We start from the raw sequence: 18,124 nt of genomic DNA on the forward strand, positions 1-18,124 counted from the left end.
GACTTCACCGCCATGGCCCGCAACCCACGCCGGGACCTCCTGGCCGGGCTGACCGTCGCCATCGTCGCCTTGCCGCTCGCGCTCGGCTTCGGCGTCTCCTCCGGCCTCGGCGCCGAGGCCGGCCTCGCAACCGCCGTCGTGGCAGGGGCGCTCGCCGCCCTGTTCGGCGGTTCGAACCTGCAGGTGTCCGGGCCGACCGGGGCCATGACCGTCGTCCTTGTCCCGATCGTGGCGCAGCACGGCCCCAGCGGTGTGCTCACGGTCGGGCTGATCGCCGGGCTGATCGTCGTCGGCCTCGCTGTGGCGAGGGCGGGCCGGTACATGGCATACATCCCGGCCTCCGTCGTGGAAGGCTTCACACTCGGCATCGCACTCGTCATCGGGCTTCAGCAGGTGCCGAGCGCCCTCGGTGTGCCCAAGCCCGAGGGCGAGCGGGTCCTGGAGGTGACGTGGCGCGCCCTCGCGGAATTCGTCCGGGCTCCGAACTGGACGGCCGTCGCGGTCGCGCTGGGGGTCGCCACCCTGATGCTCGTCGGCGCCCGGTGGCGGCCGGCGATCCCCTTCTCGATCGTGGCGGTGATCGCCGCGACCGTCGTCGCCCAGGTGTTCCACCTCGACAAGGCGGCACCGATCGGCGATCTGCCGGCCGGGCTCCCCGTCCCCTCCCTCGCCTTCGTGGACCTGTCGCAACTGGGTTCCCTGATCGCGCCGGCGGTGGCGGTCGCCGCCCTCGCCGCCCTGGAGTCGCTGCTCTCGGCGCAGGTCGCCGACGGCATGACCGTGGGGCAGAAGCACGACCCGGACCGGGAGCTGTTCGGTCAGGGCCTCGCCAACCTCGCGGCGCCCCTGTTCGGTGGCGTCCCGGCGACCGGCGCCATCGCCCGTACCGCGGTGAACGTCCGTACCGGCGCGTCCTCACGGCTCGCCGCACTGACCCACGCGGCGGTCCTCGCCGTCATCGTGTTCGCCGCGGCCCCACTCGTGTCGAGGATCCCCCTCGCGGCGCTCGCCGGTGTCCTGCTCGCCACCGCCGTCCGCATGGTCGAGGTCGGCTCGCTGCGGGCCATGGCGAAGGCCACCCGCTCCGATGCCGTCGTCCTGGTCCTGACGGCCGTCGCCACCCTCGCCCTGGACCTCGTGTACGCGGTGATCATCGGCTTCGTCGTCGCCGGCGGCCTCGCCCTTCGTGCCGTGGCCAAGCAGGCCCGCCTCGCCGAGGTCGACTTCACGGCCGACCTGCCGGGCGAGCACAGCGAGGAGGAACACGCCCTCCTGGTGGAGCACATCGTGGCGTACCGGATCGACGGCCCGCTCTTCTTCGCCGCCGCCCACCGCTTCCTGCTGGAACTGACCGAGGTGGCGGACGTCCGCGTGGTGATCCTGAGGATGTCCCGGGTCACCACGATCGACGCCACCGGCGCCCTCGTTCTCAAGGACGCGGTCGAGAAGCTCAACCGGCGCGGCATCGCCGTCATGGCCTCCGGCATACGCCCGGGCCAGCGGCAGGCTCTCGAATCCGTGGGGCCGCTCGAACTGTTGCGGCTCGAAGGAAGGGACTTCGCCACCACTCCCGAGGCGATCGCCGGGGCCCGCGCGCACCTCCGGGGCACCGGCATCCTGGCCGACACACCAGCGCGGCAGCCCTGCGAGACCACCGAGTAGCCCGCACGATGACCTCGGCCCCGAACCCTCTCGAGGCCGCCCACCACCTCCGTACGCTGCCGGGCCGGACGTACGGCCCGCACGACGCGGTGCTGCGGATCACCCCACCGCCCCTGACCGGCGCCGGCGTCGGTGGCCGGCCGGCCGTCGCGGCGGCGGCCCGGCGACTCGCGACCGGGGGCGCGGGCTCGAACTCGCCGCCGTCCCCGCGGCCGGATCACTGAGCACGGCGCCTCATGTTCCACCGCCTCGCAGGGCGCTCAGCCGTCTGCGGTACTCCTCCTCGTCGATCTCGCCCCGCGCCAGCCGTTCTCCCAGCAGCTGCTCGGGCCGCGTGACCTCGGGTACCGACGGCCTCACGGAGGCGCGGTCCAGTGTGCGGAAGAGCATCACCACCACGGTGATCAGCAGTGCCCAGAAGAGCAGCATGCCGGCCGACATGGCAAACCATCCCCATCCGTTCATACCGTCGCCGTACCAGAACATCATCGTGAGTCACGCTCCCCTCTCGGCGGTCGGCCCCACACGTTCACCGTCCGTCAGGGAGGGTCTCCGTGTACAGGTCCGACCGGCCCTGGCGAGGGGGGCCGGGCAGCCCTGGAAACGGCTCGCCCGACGACGGAGGCTGTAGCCCAAGGAGCAAGGTCACGGGACCGCCGCACCGGCTGTCAGGAGGACGCCGTGATCCCGAGAACCGGGGCATCACCCCGTACACACGCAACCCCACGGCCCGGTCCCATGCTGTTCCTGGCCACGACCGGATTCCTGCTCTGCTTCTGGGCCTGGGCGCTTCTCGCCCCGTTGGGGCCAAGGCTGCGGGAGGAACTCGGCCTCGACTCCTTCCAGCAGTCCCTCGTCGTCGCGGTCCCGGTCGTCGTCGGTGCCCTCGGCCGTATCCCCGCGGGTGCGCTCACCGACCACTGGGGAGCACGACGGGTCTTCCCGCTCGTCGCCGGACTGACGGTCCTGCCGGTGCTGTACCTGGGGCATCTGGCCGACTCGCCGGCAGAGGTTCTGGTGGGCGGCTTCTTCCTCGGGCTCGGAGGAACGACGTTCGCCGTGGGCGTGCCCTTCGTCAACGCCTGGTATCCGCCGGAGCACCGGGGCATGGCTCTCGGGCTGTTCGGCATCGGCACCGGCGGGACAGCCGTGTCCGCGTTCACGACCGTCCAGCTGTCCGATGCCGTCGGGTCGTCGTTCCCGTTCGACCTCGTGGCAGCCTGCCTCACCGTGTATGCCGTGGCCGCCTGGTCGCTGCTCCGTGACAAACCAGGGCGTGCGGTCGCCCCCGGGTCCATGGCCACGCGTACCGCGCTGGCGCTGCGCCTTCCGGCCACCTGGCAGCTGGCCTTCCTGTACGCCGTGTCCTTCGGCGGGTTCGTCGCGTTCAGCGTCTACCTCCCCACCTACCTCACCCAGGCATACGCACTCGGTCGCTCCGACGCCGCTCTGCGGACCGCCGGCTTCGTCGTCCTCGCGGTGGCCATGCGCCCCGTGGGCGGCTGGCTGTCCGACCGCACTGATCCCGTTCGTGTGCTGACGGTGACGTACGGGCTGGTCGCCTCAGGCGCTCTGGTCGCCGCGTTCGAGGCGGAGCTGGTCACCGTCGGCACGGCGGCCTTCCTGACAATGGCCGCGGGTCTGGGTGCAGGCTCCGGCGCGGTGTTCGCGCTCGTCGCCCGCCTCGTGGCGCCCGAGAGGGTGGGCGCGGTGACGGGTGTCGTAGGGGCCGCGGGTGGTCTCGGCGGGTTCTTCCCGCCTCTCGTGATGGGCGCGGTCGAGGGCGCCACCGGCGACTACACATGGGGATTCGTCCTCCTCGTCGTCACGGCGGCAGGCGCGGCGACCCTGGCCGCCACCACCGTCCGGCGACGCGCCCGGGCGACTCCGGGCACCTGACCATCGGCAGCGTAGGAGTTCTCACGAGCCTCTCGGTGATCCGGCGATTGGGCCGTTCGGCCCGCCCGCGGGACCTGGGTGGCCGTAGCCGCCGGTTCCCTCCGGCGGTTGGTATGGAAGACATGAACGCCGACCAGGGGCTCCTCGTCGCCACCGGGGTACGCAAGACCTACCGGACGGGCTCCGTCGAGGTCACAGCCCTGCTCGATCTGGATCTCGTCGTGTGTCACGGGGAGATGGTGGCGGTCACGGGCCCGTCCGGCTCCGGGAAGACCACGCTCCTGAACTGTCTGTCCGGGCTCGACGACATCGACGCCGGCCGGGTCGAGGTCGACGGCCACGATCTGTTCGCGATGTCGGACGCGGCGCGCACGGAGCACCGGGCCCGCACGATGGGGTTCGTCTTCCAGGCGTTCAACCTCATCCCCGTCTTCTCCGCGGTGGAGAACGTCGAGCTGCCCCTGCTGCTGGTGGGCACGCGGCCGCGCGAGGCGCGTCGCAGGGCTCTGGAGATGCTCGACCGGGTGGGCCTCGGCCACCGGGTCGAGCACCGGCCGAGTGAGATGTCCGGGGGTGAACAGCAGCGGGTGACCATCGCCCGCGCCCTGGCCGGACGACCGGCCATCGTGTGGGCGGACGAACCCACGGGCAACCTCGACAGCGCGATGGCCGACCAGGTCATGGACCTGCTGTGCGAGCTCAACCGGGACGAGGGCCAGACGATCGTCCTGGTCACCCACGACAGCGCCATCGGCGCCCGCGTCCCCCGGCTGATCCGCATGCGCGACGGGCGGCTCGTCGACGACGTCGGCCAGACCGTCAGGGCCCGAGCCCCGATCCCCGACGTCCCCATGGGCTGATCATGTATCCGAACCTCCTCGTCCCGCTGCTCATCGCCCTCGCGCTCGCCCTCGGCGCTCTGGTTCTGGTCGCCGTCCGGCAGCCGGTGTCGCGGCGGCTGGCCTTCCGGCAGGTCGCCCGCCGGCGCACCGAGGCAGCGCTGGTGATCGGCGGATCGATGCTCGGAACGGCCATCGTCATCGGAGCCCTCGTCGTCGGCGACACCCTGAACTTCTCCGTACGCCAGGAGGCATACCGGACCCTGGGGCCCGTGGACGAGCGCGTCATCGCGCCCCCCGGACCGACCGGGCGCGCCGTGACGGAACGGATGGCTTCCCTGGCGGGCGATCCCGACGTCGACGGAGTACTGAACGCCCAGGCCACCCAGGCATCTGCGGTCAGCGGCGCCGGCGACCACACGGTCGCCGAGCCACGCGTCCTCGCCTGGCAGATGGACTTCGACAAGGCCGCACGGTTCGGAGCACCGGGTGGGGACTCCGGTCTCGGCGGACCGAATCCGAGGCCCGGCCAGGTCGTGGTGAACGAGCCCCTGGCCCGCTCCCTGAGCGTGGGAGCCGGGGATACGGTCACTCTGTACCTGTTCGGAGTTCCGGGGACGTACCGGGTCGATCGCGTGGTGCCGGAGGAGGGCCTGGCCGGTGTGGGCCTCGGCGGCAGGCTGAACCGCGACGTGTTCGTGGCACCGGGGACCCTGGACGCCGCGGCCCGGGCCACCGGTGTGGAGCCGCGTTCGGTCACCTTCGTGTCCAACCGCGGCGGCGTCGAGAGCGGCGAGGCCCTGACCGACCGGGTGACGGCCGACATCCGACAGGCTCTGGGCCCGCTCGCCGGGCAAGCGGAGATCGAGACGCCTAAGCACACGGTCCTGCGCGACGCCCGACAGGCCGGGGACTCCCTCGGCGCCCTGTTCCTCATGATCGGCAGTTTCAGCATCATCGCCGGCGCACTGCTCCTGGTGAACATCTTCGTGATGCTCGGCGAGGAACGGAAGTCCCAGATGGGCATGGTGCGAGCCGTGGGAATGAAGCGCTCGCGGCTTGTCGGGTCCTTCACACTCGAAGGGGCGAGCTACGCGTTGCTGTCCGCACTGCCGGGCGTGGCCATCGGGCTCGCCGTCGGCTGGGGCGTCGCCGTGGTGGCCGCGCAGATCTTCCAGGGCTGGTCGGTCGGCGGAAGCAGCATCCGCATCGCGTTCGCCGTCACCCCCACGAGCGTCCTCAACGGACTGGCCATGGGCCTGCTCATCGCCTTCGCCGCCATCCTCGCGACGAGCGTGCGCATCAGCAGGTTCAACATCATCGCCGCAATACGAGACCTCCCCGCCACACCAGGGCAGGGGCCACGCCGCCGGCTGCTCGCGGTCTCCACCACCCTCGCCGTCCTGTGCGCGCTCGTGGCCGTTCCAGCCGTGGCGCGCAGCCAGCCCGACGCCACGTACCTCATGCCGGCGCTCGCGCTCGCCTTCGCCACTCCGGCGCTCCTGCGGGTCCTCCCCCGTCACACGGTCACCACCCTGGTCGCGGGAGCCGTTCTCGCCTGGACGCTCCTGGCACCTGTCATCCGCCCGCGGATCTTCGACACCCCCTCGATGTCCGTGTACGTCATCCAGGGCGCCCTGGCCGCCTTCTCAGCCGTGGTGCTCGTCAGCGACAACCAGAAGACGCTGCTGCGACCCGTGCGGCGGCTCCTCGAACGCCCGACGGAGGGTGGCCTGGCGGCGCGGCTCGCCGTCGCGTACCCGTTGGCCAAGCGGTTCAGGACCGGCGCGACGCTGGTGATGTACACCCTCATCGTGTTCGTCCTCGTGCTCCTGACGGAGATCTCGGGCATCATCCGCGCCGGCGTCGACGGAGTCGTCGCCGATGCCACCGCCGGGTACTCCCTGCGCCTGGACTACAACCCACAGGTAGCCGGCGACCGGCTCCTCTCCGATCTCCGCCGCGGCCCGTCCGCCCCCGGGATCGCCGCCGTCACACCGCTGCTCAACGCCTCAGGCCGGGCAACCGATCCGGGACACCGCAGCCCGCAAGCACTGGACGCCGCCGTCGTCGGTGTCCCCGACAAGGCGATCACCGGCATCACGTTCCGGGAGCGCCTGCCCGGCCTGACCAACGACGCCGCCGTGTGGCAGGCCCTCGCCTCCGACCCCCGCTACGTCGTGCTCGACGGCTTCTTCGGCAGCACCGGCGGCCCGGCCGGCGACTACTACGACCCCGGCGACACCCTCACCCTGACGGACCCCCGCACGGGTCGCAGCGAACAGAAGGTCATCGCCGGCGTACTCAGCAACGGAATGGTCTTCTACCCGGGCACCGGAGCCAGTTCGACCACCTACCCCGTGGTGCTCGGCGAGCAGGCGACGCGCGAGCTCTTCGGCACCCAGGCGCAGAACGCCTCCGCCCTGGTGAGGACCGGCCCCGGAACCTCCCCCGACGCCCTGGCGGCCCAGCTGCAGGGCGAGCAGCTCTCGTCCAGCCTGGTCGCCACGCCCATCGAGTCGGACATCCGTCAACAGTTCGACTCCAGCACCGCCTTCTTCCGCCTCATGCAAGGCTTCCTCGCCCTCGGGCTAGGCGTCGGCATCACCGGCCTCGGCGTCGTCATGGTCCGAGCCGTACGCGAACGCCGCCGCACCATAGGCATCCTGCGGGCCCTCGGCTTCCGGGCACGGACGGTCCAACGGTCCTTCCTGTGGGAGAGCTCCTTCGTCGCCGTGGAGGGAATCGTCCTCGGATCGCTGCTGGGCGTCCTCACCACCTGGCTGATGTACAGCAACAGCGCCGCCTTCGAGGGCCTCGAAGGCGGATTCCCGGTCGAGTGGACCAGCATCTGCGGCCTGGCCGCAGCCACCTTCGCCGCGTCACTCCTGGCCACGATCGGTCCGGCACGCCGCGCGGCCGCCATCCGCCCCGCACTCGCGGTCCGCGTCACCGAATGAAGGGCACCCCTCGCCGACCAGGATTCCTACTCGGGAGAACCGTCTTCGCAGGCACGGTGCCAGTATTGGTATGCGGCCACCGCCGTGGGCAGGGTGGGGAAGATCAGATCGGCACCGACCGACTCGGTCAGCCCGTAGGCGTCGAGGTCGTCGAGCAGGTCCTGCTTCACCCGCGCCAGCGCGAACACGATGCCGCGCCCGGACAGTTCGCGACGCAGCCCGTCGACGGAGTCCAGCGCGGTGATGTCCACCTCCACATTGGCCTCGGTGTTGAGCACGAACCAGTGGACGGGCCCGGACTGCTCCGCGACGGCGGCAAGTGCCCGGCGGCGGAAGTTCCAGCAGCGGGCTGACGAACAGCAGGACGGCGAGAACGGCCACGGCGGCGGTCAGCGAGTACACCTGGCTCCGTGCGCCGGTGGAGTCCGCCAGCGCGGTGCGGCTGGCGCTGTTGCTCACCGGGAACCCGCTCAGGAGGCCCGCGCCGAGGTTGGCGGCGCCCAGGGCCAGCAACTCCTGATTGGCGTCCAGGCGCCCGCCCTGGTCGTCGGTGGCGAAGGCACGCGCGGTGAGGATGACATCCGTGTAGCCCACGAGGAGGAGACCGAGCGCCGGAACCATCAGCCGAGACAGCTCGTCGACGTCCGGCAGGGCCGGGTGGGGCAACCCCGACGGCACGTCTCCGATCACGGCGATGCCGTGCTCGTCCAGGCCGAACGCCGCCACTGCAGCGGTTCCGAGCGCGACCACGACCAGCGGCCCGGGCACCGTGCCCGCAGCACTGTGGACTCCTCTAAGACGGCTCCCTGCCTGCTTTCTGCAGGTCAAGGGCGTCCTCGACTGTACACCGGGACGCACCGAACGATGTTTGTGAGGAACATCGCTCCCGTCGGGCTGGACAGCTTCCCACCTGGGGTTTCCCTTAGCAGCGGCGCCTGTTGGGGTGAGCGTCCCGGACCGCGCGGGGACTCATGCTGACCGAATGCCGACTTACCTGATGACCCATCAGGCATGCGCAGGCCGCGCACACGGACGTCGTGCGCCCATGCACCACCGACCTGTCGGGGACTTTCCTCGACCCGGTTTACGGAACACGGCCCCTTTGACCATCAGCCAGTCGACGCTCGACCGCTCGAGAAGTCGGCTCGCTGCCTGCCGCGCCCGCCCGAGAGCCTCGGCAGCGTGGAACTCGCGAGCGAGGCGGGGCAAGGCACCGACACTGCGCCGAGATCGTCGGCCTCGACGATCGGAGTCATTCCCTTCCTCGTACGGATGTCGCCGTGGCCACGATTGCGGACGCCGCCGCGAGGCCGGCAAGCACTCCGAACAACAACGGGTAGCCGCCCAGAATTGAGGCGAGCATGGCTGCAGCGAAGGGCGCGAGAGCGGAGGATGTCATGGCGGGGGCGCTGAGGAGGGCGGAGAGCCGACCGTAGTGCTGTGTGCCCCAGCGGTCGGTGATGGCGGTGGCCTGGAGGAGGGTGAGGTTGCCGCGGACCATGCCGGCCGCGATCGACACCGCGATCACCAGGCTGTACGGGCCAGGGGTGACGGCGAGGGCCGCCGTGGTCAGGGCGCCGAGTGCGATGAGGGTCGTGGTACGGGCTGTCGTGCCGGTGCGGCGGGCCAGCGGCGCGTAGAGGGTACGGCCGAGGGTCTGACCCGCGCCGCCCAGGCCCAGCACCCAGGCCGCTTGGGCTGTGGTGTATCCGCCTTCGAGCAGGAGCGGGACGAGAGTGACGACGACGGCGTACATCGCGAAGGCCGAGAGCGTGAACGCGATCGTGAGCAGGAGGAACGGTCGGCTTCGGGCTACGGCGCTCGGGCTCTCGGCGGTATCGACGGGTGAGGGTGCTGCCGGGGGCCAGGGAGCTTTGAGGGCGATCGCGTGGGCCGGGATGGTGACGGTGGCGAGGATCGCCGCCAGCACGAGGTAGGTCTCGCGCCACGACAGGTGGTCGGCCAGCGCAGCGGTGAGCGGGGCGAAGACGGTGGAGGCGAGGCCGCCGGCGAGGGTGACGATCGTGAGGGCTCGGACGTGATCCGGGGCCCACCAGCGGGTGAGTGCGGCAAACGCGGGCTGGTAGAAGGTGGCCGCCATGGCGAACCCGCCCAGCAGCCACCCGGCGAAGAACACCGGCAGGTTCGGCGCCAGGGCCACGATCACCAGACTCAGGACCCCAGCCATGGAGCCTGCCGTCATGACTGTGCGTGGGCCGCGGCGATCGATGATCCGGCCGACCCGGATTCCCGTGAGGCCGGAGACGACCAGGGCAAGTGAGAACGCGGCCATGGTGGCGCCGGTGGACCAGCCGCTGTCGGCGGTGATCTGCGGGTTCAGGACCGGGAAGGCGTAATAGAGGATGCCCCAGCTGGTGATCTGGGTGGCGCAGAGCGCGGGCAGGACGGCGCGGGGCCGCGACCGGTCCCCTGCTCCGGTCGCGGCCCCGCGGGTATGAAGGTCGGCCATCGAGGGATCAGCAGCATCCGCCGGCGGCGACCGGTTCACTCGCATCGCTGTCGGTAGTGGCGGTGCCGGCGCAGCAGGTGCTGCCCTGCTGCTTGGGCAGGGTGTCGGCGTCGGCCTTGACGACGTACACCTCCCACGGTTCACGGCCGGGGCCGTGGACCCACACCTTGTCCTGGACGGCGTAGCAACAGGTGGTGTCGTTCTCCTCCGTCGTTGCCAGACCCTCCTCGCCCAGCCGGGCGGTGGCCGCGTGAACCGCCTCGGTGGTGCCGACTTCCACGCCGAGGTGGTCCAGACGGGTGTCCTCGTTCTCTTCACCTTCGATGAGGACGAGCTTGAGCGGCGGTTCCGCGATGGCGAAGTTGGCGTAGCCCTCACGGAGCTTGGCCGGTTCGGTACCGAAGAGCTTCGTGTAGAAGGCGACGGATGCCGCCAGGTCGGGAACGCGCAGGGCGAGCTGTACGCGGGACATCGTGATCCTCCAGTTGTGGGCGGGTGGATGAGTTGGACGGGCAGGGTCAGCAGCCGCCGGAGGCGGCCGGGGATCCGATGCCGATCTGGAGCGCCGCCGGGGTCGCGCAGCAGCCACCGCCGTCGGTCGAGGTGTCGGTGGGCTGGTCGAAGAGGCCGGCGCCGCCGCAGACGCCGGTCTCGGGGAGTACGAGTTCGACGCGCTCGGCGGACTCGCGGTCGCCGGAGATGGCGGCGACGACCGAGCGGACCTGCTCGTAGCCGGTGAGCGCCAGGAAGGACGGAGCACGGCCGTAGGACTTCATCCCCACCAGGTACACGCCCTCCTCCGGGTGTGCCAGCTCCTTCACGCCGTGCGGGTAGACGGTGCCGCAGGAGTGCTGGTTCGGGTCGATGAGCGGGGCGAGCTCGACGGGGGCCTGGAGCCGCTCGTCGAGTCCCAGACGCAGTTCGCCGAGGAACGTCAGGTCGGGGCGGAAGCCTGTCAGGACGATGACCTCGTCCACGGGGTCGAGCCGACGGCCGTCCTCGGCCACCAGGACCAGGTGCTCGCCGTCGCGCTCGATCGCGTCCGTGCGGAAGCCCGTGACGGCGTCCGCGTACCCCTCGTCGACCGCGGCCTTCGCCGCGAGGCCGAGGGCGCCACGGGCCGGGAGCTGGTCGGCGCTCCCTCCGCCGAAAGTGCTGCCCGAGATACTGCGCCGCAGGATCCAGGTCGCACGGGTGTCCCCGCCGTCCCGGGACTTCGCGAGGGCGGCGAGCGAGGCGAGCGCCGTGAAGGCCGAGGCTCCGGAGCCGATGACGGCGGTGCGCCTGCCCGCGTAACGGGCGCGCACAGCAGGGTCCTTGAGGTCGGGCACCCGGTAGGAGATCCGCTCCGCCGCTGCACGTTCGCCGAGGGCCGGGAGTCCGTCGCCGCCTGCCGGGCTCGGAGTGGACCATGTACCGGAGGCGTCGATCACGGCCCGGGCGAGGACGCGCTCTTCGCGACCGTCATCGTGTTGGATGTGCACGGTGAAGGGCTGCTCGTCACGGTCGACGTCGACCACACGGTCGCGGCCCGCGCGGGATACGCCGGTGACCCGCACGTTGAGCCGGACCCTGTGGCCGAGGACGTCCGCGAGCGGCTGGAGATAGGCGGCGGCCCAGTCTCCGCCGGTCGGGTAGGTGTCCGCGTCGGGCTTCACCCAGCCGGTCGGGGCCAGGAGCTTCTCGGCGACCGGGTCGATGACCTCGCCCCATGCGGAGAAGAGCCGCACGTGGGACCACGCCCGAACCGCCGCTCCCGCTTGGGCGCCGGCCTCGAACACCAAGGCTTCCAGCCCCCGGTCGACGAGGTGCGCGGCAGCGGCCAAGCCGGCCGGTCCGGCTCCGATGACCACGACGGGCAGCTGGTCGGTGGCGGTGACGTTCACGGCTCTTTCCCCTTTGATTCGACATTCGTCGATCTCTTGCGCTTTCAGCATGGCGCTTGATTCGACAAGCGTCAACATAGACATTCATCGAATTCACTGCCCCGGCCATCCGCCGGCCGAGCAAGACCTCCCGACCACACAGGGGGCGCCGAGCGGCACAGCCGCGAGAGCTGCGGCCGAAACCTGCGTCGACCACGTCAGTACGGCTGGAACGAGACTGGGTGCGGCTCAGGGTGCAGAACTACGCTCGCCTGCCACGACTCGGACATCGAGGCGCTCACACCTCCTCGGAATCGCGGCGGCCGTCACCGGGCTGGTAGCGATGCCGGCCGGCCCCGCCGCCGCGGACGGCTGCAGCGGGTGGCGGTGCGAGTGGACCTTCTACAACAACGAGATCGAAGTCGACAACGGCCCCAACCAGGCTGGCAACCAGTCCTGGGTATGGGTGTACGACGGAAACGCCGACGGCTCCGCGATCGGGGCGTACATCCAGTGGAAGAGCAGCCTGACCTACTCCGACCAGATCGACGACAACGGATCCGTCAACTCCGGCAAGGCCGTGACGCACACCGAGGACGTACTGCGGGTCAAGGCGAAGACGGTCCGTGGCGCCACACGCATAGCGACCCCGAGCCGTCCCGCCCCGCAGCCACTGCTGGTTCGATGTGTGTCAACATAGATATATGTCGAACGTGAAGATGCTGCCGGTACTGGAGCCCTATATAGAGCCCTGCTGCCCGCCTCTGAACGAGCGGCCACTGACCGCCGAAGAGGCCGAGCGAACCGCTGTCATGTTCAAGGCGCTGGGCGACCCGGTCCGGCTGCGACTCTTCTCCTCCGTCGCCTCGCACGAAGGCGGCGAGGCCTGCGTCTGCGACATCTCCGATGTCGGCGTCTCCCAGCCCACGGTCTCCCACCACCTGAAGAAGCTGAAGGAAGCCGGGCTCCTCACCTCGGAACGGCGGGGCACCTGGGTGTACTACCGCGTCGAGCCCACCGTCCTCGCGGCCATGGGAGCCCTCCTCACCAAGGCCGCCTCGGCCTGAGAGCCTCCGGAGCGCGGAGCGACGTGCGCCAGCCTCAGAATTCCCCCACGTCTTCGCCCCGCCCCCTGACTCAAAGGGGCGGGGCGCCGCGCCGGGGGCCCGGAAGGCTCGCATCGACTACCGCGGCCAAGCGCAGGCATACGGATGCTCACAGACAGTCGCGCCACGGCAGAAACGGCGCACTTTCCCAGGTTCAGGGACAGCGACGCCTGATGTCAGGAGATCCGGACGGCCGGAGCGATCTCTTCCTTGCCGGCGTTCTCGGTGTCGGCGAGGAACTCGCCGAGCGTCGCCAGGACGCCCGGTGCGGGGCGGTAGTACACCCAGGTGCCGCGCCGCTCGGAGGTGAGCAGACCCGCTTCCCGGAGCTTCTTCAGGTGGTGGCTGACCGTTGGCTGGGAGACGCCCACGTCGGCTATGTCGCAGACGCACGCCTCGCCGTTGGGGTGCGACGCCACTCTGGACAGGAGGCGGAGCCGGACGGGGTCGGACAGCGCCTTGAACATCGCCGCCATGATCTCGGCGTCCCCTTCGGACAGCGCGGCGGTCACGATGGGCGGGCAGCAGGCATTGGCGGTCGTACCGGCAATGTGCGGGGTCGGCATGGTCAAGGGACCGACCCTCACGCCGAGGCCGCGGGGCGGCCCATGACGGCGTCGGCGGCGCTGGGGAAGCAGGCCACGCAGGCGACGTTGATGGAGTAGAGCATCGAGGTCCCCTGGCGCTCGCGCAGGACGAACCGCACGTCGGCGAGCAGCTTCAGGTGATGGGACACCGTCGACTGTCCGACGCCCATCCGGTCCACGATCTCTCCGACGCTCATCGGCCCGGTCGCCAGGGCGAGGAGATTGAGGATCTGTACGCGGGTGGGATCGGAGAGGGCCTTGAACCAGGTCGCGTAGGACTCGGCCGTGGTCCGGTCGATCAGCTGGGCATTCATCGTACCGCTCATGATCCATCGATGTTATTCGATGACCACCCACGACGGCAAGGCTCGCTCCACGCAGACGGGGCCCATATAGAGCCCATGGAGGCCCGCCGGCAACCGAAACCGCTGACGCGAGGGACCATGTAGACACCACATGCAAGGCGTACGCATCGGCTCGACCTGGGAACAATCCCCGCTTCCTGGCAGCCGCCACCGAAAGCGCGGGACACCCCTGCGACGCCACGAGGGACGCGGGACTCCCATTGCCGGACCTCTCTTTAATCGTCTATCATCGATATTCGATAAAGGGGATGCCGATCGAGCCTCCCCCATGCGGCTCGGCACGTCCCCCGTACGTACCTTCACGGCGCCGCTCCCCTCATGTGTCACCGTCTCAGAGAGGTTCACCTGTGGACGAATTGCTGGCCCTTGGCCGGTTCATCCTGTTCGAGGTGCTGCACTATCTCCCGTGGTTCCTGGTCGCCATCGTCCTGGGGATCGCCGTACAGCGTCTGTCGATCGACGTGGTCGCGCGCCGCAGCTTCGCCCACGGGCGCAGGGGCGTCCTCGGCATCGCCATCGTCACGGCCATCGGAGCGTTCAGTCCCTTCTGCTCCTTCACCGTGATCCCGCTGATCCGCCGCTTCCTGATAGCCGGCGTTCCACTCTCGGCGGTCATGTCGTTCTGGATCGCCTCCCCCTCCATGGACCCGGAGATCTACGCGCTCTCCGCCGCCCAGCTCGGGATCCCCATCGCCACCGCCCGCCTCATCGGCGCCCTGGTACTCAGCTTCGGCGCGGGTCTCATCGTCCTGGCGCTCGAACGGCGTGGGCGGTTCGCCGACCCGCTGCTCGAGTCCACCGAGGAGAAGACGGCCGCGAAGACCTGTGCGCAGGAGACGGTGACCGTTCCCGAGACCGCGTGCTCGACGGCGAAGGCGACCGTCCCCGAGCCCGTGACCGTCGGTGCCGGCGGCGCGGGCGGTGGGGCGTCCGAGGGCGGCTGCGGAAGCGCCGCGCAGGAGGCCGAGCCCGCGGCCGGTGGCTGCTCCACCGCAGCACGGAACGACGCGGAGGACGACGGCACCCCGTGGCGCGTACTCGTGCGGCGCGACATCAAGAACCTCCGCGCCGGCGAGATCCTGAAGGAGATCGTCAGCGACTCGCTGATCCTGGGCAAGTGGCTGCTCCTGGCCATCGTCCTCGAAGCCCTGATCGTCCGCTACGTCCCCACCGATGTCGTCTCGGGCATCCTCGGCACGGACGGCGTCCTCTCCGTCCTGGTCGCCGGGCTCCTCAGCGTCCCGCTCTACCTCAACGGCGTCGGCGCCATCCCTGTCGTCGAGGGCCTTCTCGACCAGGGCATGGTCGCGGCGGCGGGCGTCACCTTCCTCCTCGGCGGCGCCATCACGACGATCCCGGCCATGGTGGCCGTCAAGAGCGTCGTCAAGACGAAGGTCTTCGCCTTCTACCTCGGCGTGGGCCTCCTCGGCAGCGTGGGCATCGGTCTCGTCACCCTGCCCCTGCTCTGACCCGGTACTCCTCCTCACCCCCCACCCACGCTCCTGCGGCGACCCCCGACGCCGCAGGAGCGTCGCCGTACCCGCTGACGAACACCGTGCCGTCCCCGTCTGCGGGAGCGCACCGAGGCAAGGAACACGTATGACCGCATCACCGCGCCCGGACATCACCCTGGCCCCGATGACCGACGACCACGCGTCCGCCGTCATGGCGATCTACCAGCAGGGCATCGACGAGGGCAACGCCACGTTCGAGACCACCGCGCCGCCGTGGAGTGCGTTCGACACCGCCAAGTTGGCGGCGCACCGGTTCGTGGCGCTGGGGCAGCGGGGGCGGGTGGTCGGCTGGACGGCGGTGTCACAGGTCTCGACGCGACCCGCGTACGCGGGGGTCGTCGAGCATTCCGTGTACGTCTGTCCCACGGCGCGCGGAACCGGCGTAGGACGCACGCTTCTGGAGGCGCTGATCGCCTCCACGGAGAAGGCGGGCTTCTGGACGATCCAAGCGGGCATCTTCCCCGAGAACGTGGCCAGCCTGGCTCTGCACGAGTCCGTGGGGTTCCGCGTACTGGGCCGGCGGGAGCGCGTGGCCCGCCACCACGGCGTCTGGCGCGACGTCCTGCTCGTGGAGCGCCGCAGCCAGGTGGTCGAATGACCGATGCCGGTCACCACAATGGGACCGGCATCAGCATGGGTGTTCCTGATCGGTACGGCTGCGGCCCGTACCGACCGCCGTGTCAGGGGAGCTCGAACGGCAGGTCCATGCCGTCCAGCGCCGTCGCGCACGCGCAGTCCCGCTCGCGGTCCAGGACGTGGACGGTCTTCAGGACCAGGCTCTTCAGGCGTTCCACGTTCGCCGCGAACACCCGGAACACCTCGTCCTGTGACACGCCCTCTCCGCGCTCCACGCCGGCGTCGTAGTCCGTGACCAGGGCTATGGAGGTGTAGCAGAGGGCGAGTTCACGGGCGAGCACGGCTTCGGGGTGCCCGGTCATGTTGATCAGGGACCAGCCTGCCGCGGCGTACCACCGGGACTCGGCCCGGGTGGAGAACCGTGGCCCTTCGACGACCACCATCACTCCCCCGTCGTGGACGTCGGCGTCTGCCTCTCCCGCGGCCTTGAGTACGGCCGCCCGTCCCGAGGCGCAGTACGGGTCGGCGAACGACACGTGGGTGGCGCCGTGCTCGTAGTACGTCTGGACGCGGCCGGCGGTCCGGTCGACGAGCTGGTCGGGGATGACGACGCTTCCGGGGCCGAGAGACCCGCGCAGCGAACCTACCGCGCAGGGCGCGAGGACCTGCCTCACTCCCAGCGAGCGCAGTGCCCACATGTTGGCGCGGTAGTTGATGCGGTGCGGCGGGAGTTCGTGGTGGCTGCCGTGCCGGGGCAGGAAGGCCACCCTGCGGTCGCCCACGGTGCCGATGGACACCGCGTCGGAGGGTGAGCCGTAGGGGGTGGTGACCTCGACGCGCTGTACCGACTCCAGGAGTTCGTAGAAGCCGCTGCCGCCGATGACCGCGATGTCGGCCTTCGGTGTCGTGTCGGACGGATCACTCATGGCTTTGGTCCTCCTGCGTGTGCGTGTCGACCGGCGGCGTCGACGTACCCGGGCCGGGTCGGGAAACGAGTGGGGTGAGCGAGGCGACGGTCTCGTGGCCGGTCACTGCCGAGCGTTCGTCGTCGGGGCGGCGCACGGCAACCGTCTGCCAGCCGGCCTCGGCCGCGGCGTCGAGCTCGGCACCGACGTCGCTGACGAACAGCAGGTCGCCGGGCGCGTGTCCCAGACGTGCCGCGATCGCACGGTAGGAGTCGGTGTCCGCCTTGGGGCCGGCTGTCGTCAGGTCGAAGTAACCGTCGAGCAAAGGGCGCAGATCGCCGTGGGCCGTGTGGCCGAACCAGTCCCGCTGTGCGGCTACGGAACCGGAGGAGTAGATGAAGCGGTCTGTGCCCTGCGTCTTCCAGTGCTGCAGTGCGGGCGGTACGTCCGGGTACACGTGACCGTACAGCTCACCTGCCGCGTAGCCATCGGCCCAGATCAGGCCCTGAAGCGTCTTCAGCGGCGCCACCTTCACATCGGCGTCGGCCCACTGCTCCAGGAGTGCCAGAGCACTCGCCTCGTCGTGGGATGCCCCGGTGTGAGCGGCCACCGAGTCGAGGATCTGTCGCCAGGCCGCAGTGCCGCGGTGCGCAGTGAGCCAGGGAGCGATCCGCCGACGCGCGTAGGGGAAGAGGACGTCACGGACGTGGCTGAGGGAGCCGGTGGTCCCCTCGATGTCGAGGACGACGGCCCGCGGCCCGTTGTCGGGGACTCGGCCCTGACGGCTGCGCGGCATCAGCCTTCCCTTAGCAGCGCGTCGAGGCGGGGGAAGCCATCGGCGACGGGCTCCTGGGTGAAGTCGCCCACCCAGCCGTCCTCCTTCTCGAAGAACCGGATGGCGCAGAAGTCCGGTACGGGTCCCATGTCGAACCAGTGCCGGGTGCCGGCCGGGACCGACAGCAGGTCTCCGGCCTCGCAGACCACGGCGTACACGCGGTCCTCCAGGTGCAGGTAGAAGCAGCCGGTGCCGTGGGCGAAGAACCGGACCTCGTCCTCGGCGTGCCGGTGCTCGTCGAGGAACGTCGACCGGGCCTTGGCCGCGCGCTCTTGCCACTCCGCTCCCTCCTCGGGGTGGAGGCGGGCGACATCGACGAGGCGCAACCCTTGGCCGGCGCACAGTGCGTCGATCTCCGCCCGGTAGGCGTCGAGTAGTTCCTCTGACGCCGTCTGCGGCGTGACCCGTGCGCGCAGCGTCCAGCGGGTGAAGGAGACCGACCTCTCGCGCAGGGCCTTTGCGATGGTCTCCTCGTCCCGCGTGCGGAGCAGCACGGTGTCCGGTGCGTCGTCCGGCATGATCTGCAGCAAGGTCATGGTGT

Annotated in this window: 18 protein-coding genes and 1 pseudogene; 9 read left to right on the forward strand and 10 right to left on the reverse strand. The window is 70.4% G+C overall.

Translation table 11 applies throughout. The features are described from left to right. Positions 1-12 precede the first annotated feature (12 nt). Positions 13-1,662, forward strand: a complete 1,650-nt coding sequence (locus IE124_RS27600; RefSeq protein ID WP_189511682.1) for a SulP family inorganic anion transporter — start codon at positions 13-15, stop codon at positions 1,660-1,662. An 8-nt stretch (positions 1,663-1,670) separates the two neighbouring features. Beyond that, a complete protein-coding gene (locus tag IE124_RS27605) occupies positions 1,671-1,886 on the forward strand; it encodes a hypothetical protein (RefSeq protein ID WP_189511543.1) in 216 nt (71 codons plus the stop codon). A gap of 10 nt (positions 1,887-1,896) precedes the next feature. On the opposite strand, the gene IE124_RS27610 is transcribed toward IE124_RS27605, so the two are convergent. Further along, complete coding sequence (locus tag IE124_RS27610; RefSeq protein WP_370468829.1) at positions 1,897-2,127, reverse strand: SHOCT domain-containing protein; 231 nt, start codon at positions 2,125-2,127, stop codon at positions 1,897-1,899. Positions 2,128-2,400: 273 nt separating this feature from the next. Between IE124_RS27610 and IE124_RS27615 the strand changes: the two genes are divergently transcribed. The 3 genes from IE124_RS27615 to IE124_RS27625 all read left to right on the forward strand — a co-directional run bounded on the left by IE124_RS27615 (position 2,401) and on the right by IE124_RS27625 (position 7,360). Continuing rightward, on the forward strand, positions 2,401-3,561 hold the full coding sequence (locus IE124_RS27615; RefSeq protein WP_189511548.1) for an MFS transporter: 1,161 nt from the start codon (positions 2,401-2,403) through the stop codon (positions 3,559-3,561). A 122-nt stretch (positions 3,562-3,683) separates the two neighbouring features. Beyond that, positions 3,684-4,421 (forward strand): ABC transporter ATP-binding protein, encoded by a 738-nt coding sequence (locus IE124_RS27620; RefSeq protein ID WP_189511550.1) that lies wholly within the window; start codon positions 3,684-3,686, stop codon positions 4,419-4,421. Positions 4,422-4,423: 2 nt separating this feature from the next. Next, positions 4,424-7,360 (forward strand): FtsX-like permease family protein, encoded by a 2,937-nt coding sequence (locus IE124_RS27625; RefSeq protein ID WP_189511552.1) that lies wholly within the window; start codon positions 4,424-4,426, stop codon positions 7,358-7,360. Between the two features lie 26 nt (positions 7,361-7,386). Here IE124_RS27625 and IE124_RS27630 read toward each other — a convergent pair. The 4 genes and pseudogenes from IE124_RS27630 to IE124_RS27645 all read right to left on the reverse strand — a co-directional run. Beyond that, a pseudogene (locus IE124_RS27630) lies at positions 7,387-8,128 on the reverse strand (SulP family inorganic anion transporter); the annotation flags it as partial. 484 nt (positions 8,129-8,612) lie between these two features. Continuing rightward, entirely contained in the window at positions 8,613-9,830 is a 1,218-nt protein-coding gene (locus IE124_RS27635) for an MFS transporter (RefSeq protein ID WP_189511554.1), read from the reverse strand. Between the two features lie 7 nt (positions 9,831-9,837). Next, positions 9,838-10,302: an ArsI/CadI family heavy metal resistance metalloenzyme gene (locus IE124_RS27640; protein WP_189511556.1), complete on the reverse strand. Its 465-nt coding sequence runs from the start codon at positions 10,300-10,302 to the stop codon at positions 9,838-9,840. 46 nt (positions 10,303-10,348) lie between these two features. After that, positions 10,349-11,716: an NAD(P)-binding domain-containing protein gene (locus tag IE124_RS27645; protein ID WP_229832928.1), complete on the reverse strand. Its 1,368-nt coding sequence runs from the start codon at positions 11,714-11,716 to the stop codon at positions 10,349-10,351. 322 nt (positions 11,717-12,038) lie between these two features. On the opposite strand from IE124_RS27645, the gene IE124_RS27650 reads away from it, so the two are divergent. Both IE124_RS27650 and IE124_RS27655 read left to right on the forward strand, forming a co-directional pair. Next, entirely contained in the window at positions 12,039-12,395 is a 357-nt protein-coding gene (locus tag IE124_RS27650) for a hypothetical protein (RefSeq protein WP_189511560.1), read from the forward strand. 4 nt (positions 12,396-12,399) lie between these two features. Next, positions 12,400-12,762 (forward strand): ArsR/SmtB family transcription factor, encoded by a 363-nt coding sequence (locus IE124_RS27655; protein WP_189511562.1) that lies wholly within the window; start codon positions 12,400-12,402, stop codon positions 12,760-12,762. A gap of 215 nt (positions 12,763-12,977) precedes the next feature. Here the strand turns inward: IE124_RS27655 and IE124_RS27660 are convergent, their stop codons facing one another. Together IE124_RS27660 and IE124_RS27665 are read right to left on the reverse strand one after the other, a co-directional pair. Then, positions 12,978-13,367, reverse strand: coding sequence for an ArsR/SmtB family transcription factor (locus IE124_RS27660; protein ID WP_189511684.1), 390 nt, complete (start codon positions 13,365-13,367; stop codon positions 12,978-12,980). A 17-nt stretch (positions 13,368-13,384) separates the two neighbouring features. Continuing rightward, positions 13,385-13,714 (reverse strand): ArsR/SmtB family transcription factor, encoded by a 330-nt coding sequence (locus IE124_RS27665; RefSeq protein ID WP_229832930.1) that lies wholly within the window; start codon positions 13,712-13,714, stop codon positions 13,385-13,387. Between the two features lie 386 nt (positions 13,715-14,100). On the opposite strand from IE124_RS27665, the gene IE124_RS27670 reads away from it, so the two are divergent. Further along, positions 14,101-15,222: a permease gene (locus tag IE124_RS27670; RefSeq protein ID WP_189511564.1), complete on the forward strand. Its 1,122-nt coding sequence runs from the start codon at positions 14,101-14,103 to the stop codon at positions 15,220-15,222. Between the two features lie 130 nt (positions 15,223-15,352). Next, positions 15,353-15,865: a GNAT family N-acetyltransferase gene (locus tag IE124_RS27675; protein ID WP_189511566.1), complete on the forward strand. Its 513-nt coding sequence runs from the start codon at positions 15,353-15,355 to the stop codon at positions 15,863-15,865. Positions 15,866-15,947: 82 nt separating this feature from the next. Here the strand turns inward: IE124_RS27675 and IE124_RS27680 are convergent, their stop codons facing one another. The 3 genes from IE124_RS27680 to IE124_RS27690 are packed head-to-tail and all read right to left on the reverse strand — an operon-like array spanning position 15,948 to position 18,119. Continuing rightward, entirely contained in the window at positions 15,948-16,769 is an 822-nt protein-coding gene (locus tag IE124_RS27680; protein ID WP_189511568.1) for an S-methyl-5'-thioadenosine phosphorylase, read from the reverse strand. After that, the gene (gene mtnC / locus IE124_RS27685) at positions 16,762-17,544 is read right to left on the reverse strand and encodes an acireductone synthase (protein WP_189511569.1); all 783 of its coding nucleotides are present in this window, start codon (positions 17,542-17,544) and stop codon (positions 16,762-16,764) included. The genes IE124_RS27680 and mtnC overlap by 8 nt, the downstream gene beginning before the upstream one ends. After that, positions 17,544-18,119, reverse strand: a complete 576-nt coding sequence (locus IE124_RS27690) for a 1,2-dihydroxy-3-keto-5-methylthiopentene dioxygenase (RefSeq protein WP_189511572.1) — start codon at positions 18,117-18,119, stop codon at positions 17,544-17,546. Before IE124_RS27690 ends, mtnC begins: the two co-directional genes overlap by 1 nt. Positions 18,120-18,124: the final 5 nt, after the last annotated feature.

The organism is Streptomyces narbonensis (assembly GCF_014649015.1).
Taxonomy (GTDB): Bacteria; Actinomycetota; Actinomycetes; order Streptomycetales; family Streptomycetaceae; genus Streptomyces; species Streptomyces narbonensis.

Coding starts and splice junctions, on each gene's coding strand:
- IE124_RS27600 (WP_189511682.1), top strand. CDS start 13: ATGGCCCGCAACCCACGCCGGGACCTCCTGGCCGGGCTGACCGTCGCC.
- IE124_RS27605 (WP_189511543.1), top strand. CDS start 1,671: ATGACCTCGGCCCCGAACCCTCTCGAGGCCGCCCACCACCTCCGTACG.
- IE124_RS27610 (WP_370468829.1), bottom strand. CDS start 2,127: ATGAACGGATGGGGATGGTTTGCCATGTCGGCCGGCATGCTGCTCTTC.
- IE124_RS27615 (WP_189511548.1), top strand. CDS start 2,401: ATGCTGTTCCTGGCCACGACCGGATTCCTGCTCTGCTTCTGGGCCTGG.
- IE124_RS27620 (WP_189511550.1), top strand. CDS start 3,684: ATGAACGCCGACCAGGGGCTCCTCGTCGCCACCGGGGTACGCAAGACC.
- IE124_RS27625 (WP_189511552.1), top strand. CDS start 4,424: ATGTATCCGAACCTCCTCGTCCCGCTGCTCATCGCCCTCGCGCTCGCC.
- IE124_RS27635 (WP_189511554.1), bottom strand. CDS start 9,830: ATGGCCGACCTTCATACCCGCGGGGCCGCGACCGGAGCAGGGGACCGG.
- IE124_RS27640 (WP_189511556.1), bottom strand. CDS start 10,302: ATGTCCCGCGTACAGCTCGCCCTGCGCGTTCCCGACCTGGCGGCATCC.
- IE124_RS27650 (WP_189511560.1), top strand. CDS start 12,039: ATGCCGGCCGGCCCCGCCGCCGCGGACGGCTGCAGCGGGTGGCGGTGC.
- IE124_RS27655 (WP_189511562.1), top strand. CDS start 12,400: ATGTCGAACGTGAAGATGCTGCCGGTACTGGAGCCCTATATAGAGCCC.
- IE124_RS27660 (WP_189511684.1), bottom strand. CDS start 13,367: ATGCCGACCCCGCACATTGCCGGTACGACCGCCAATGCCTGCTGCCCG.
- IE124_RS27665 (WP_229832930.1), bottom strand. CDS start 13,714: ATGAGCGGTACGATGAATGCCCAGCTGATCGACCGGACCACGGCCGAG.
- IE124_RS27675 (WP_189511566.1), top strand. CDS start 15,353: ATGACCGCATCACCGCGCCCGGACATCACCCTGGCCCCGATGACCGAC.
- IE124_RS27680 (WP_189511568.1), bottom strand. CDS start 16,769: ATGAGTGATCCGTCCGACACGACACCGAAGGCCGACATCGCGGTCATC.
- mtnC (WP_189511569.1), bottom strand. CDS start 17,544: ATGCCGCGCAGCCGTCAGGGCCGAGTCCCCGACAACGGGCCGCGGGCC.
- IE124_RS27690 (WP_189511572.1), bottom strand. CDS start 18,119: ATGACCTTGCTGCAGATCATGCCGGACGACGCACCGGACACCGTGCTG.